Genomic DNA, 1027 nt, shown 5'->3' on the forward strand with positions numbered 1-1027 from the left:
TGATAAAGCCGCACAGGAGCTGGAAATACCGCTTCGCTCATTGCGCCGTTGGCGGGATGAGCAAGGTGCGGTGCTTGAAGATAAGCGACCAATAGCCATCAGGCCAGAGCCGAAGAACAAGCTCAACGACGCTGAGCGTGGGCAGATATTGGCAACCTGTAATGACGAAGAGTATGCCAGCTTACCGCCGTCGCAAATTGTGCCTCGGTTGGCAGATAAAGGCGTTTATCTGGCATCGGAATCGACAATGTATCGAGTCTTGAAAGCGGCAAACCAGCAGCACCACCGTGGCAAAAGCAAAGCACCTCAGAAGCGTGCAATGCCCACCAGTTACAGTGCGTCAGCACCTAATCAGGTATGGTGCTGGGACATCAGCTATATGCCCTCAGGCATACGCGGCTTGTACTGGTATTTATACGCGATCATCGATATTTACAGCCGCAAACTGGTGGCCTGGGAAGTGCACGACAAGGAATGCAGTCAACTGGCCAGTGAGTTGGTACAGCGTGCTTTACTACGTGAGCAGTGCCTGTTTAAACCACTGGTACTGCACTCGGATAACGGGAGTCCGATGAAAGGCAGCACGCTCAGGGTCAAGTTGCAGGAACTGGGTGTCACGTCGTCTTACAGCCGGCCCAGAGTGAGCAATGATAATCCGTATGTGGAGTCGTTGTTCAAGACAGTGAAATACTGCCCGCAGTGGCCGAAAAGTGGCTTTGCAACAGTCGGCTGTGCCAGAGAGTGGATGCTGGAATTTACACGCTTCTATAACTACGAACATCGCCATAGCGGCATAAGGTTCGTGACACCGGCGCAGCGGCATCAGCAACAAGATGCGGCTCTGCTGGAGAAGCGTAAAGCGGTATATAAACAAGCTAAGTCAGACTACCCACAACGGTGGGCTGGAAGAGCAATAAGAAACTGGAGCCCTATAGGGCCAGTAAGTCTGAATCCGGAGCGGGAAATTGTACCGACTCAGGCAGCAGCATAAAACCGGAAAATCGGACAACTACCTTGAAAAACTCCG

Annotated in this window: 1 protein-coding gene; it reads left to right on the plus strand. The window is 52.3% G+C overall.

Annotated features, from left to right (window positions below; translation table 11 throughout):
* The coding region (locus MN202_RS20505) for an IS3 family transposase (RefSeq protein ID WP_335737992.1) at nucleotides 1-991 on the plus strand (991 nt) is incomplete at its 5' end.
* Nucleotides 992-1027 lie beyond the last annotated feature (36 nt).

It is taken from the genome of Rheinheimera muenzenbergensis, from assembly GCF_036984005.1.
In the GTDB taxonomy this organism is placed as follows: Bacteria; Pseudomonadota; Gammaproteobacteria; order Enterobacterales; family Alteromonadaceae; genus Alishewanella; species Alishewanella muenzenbergensis.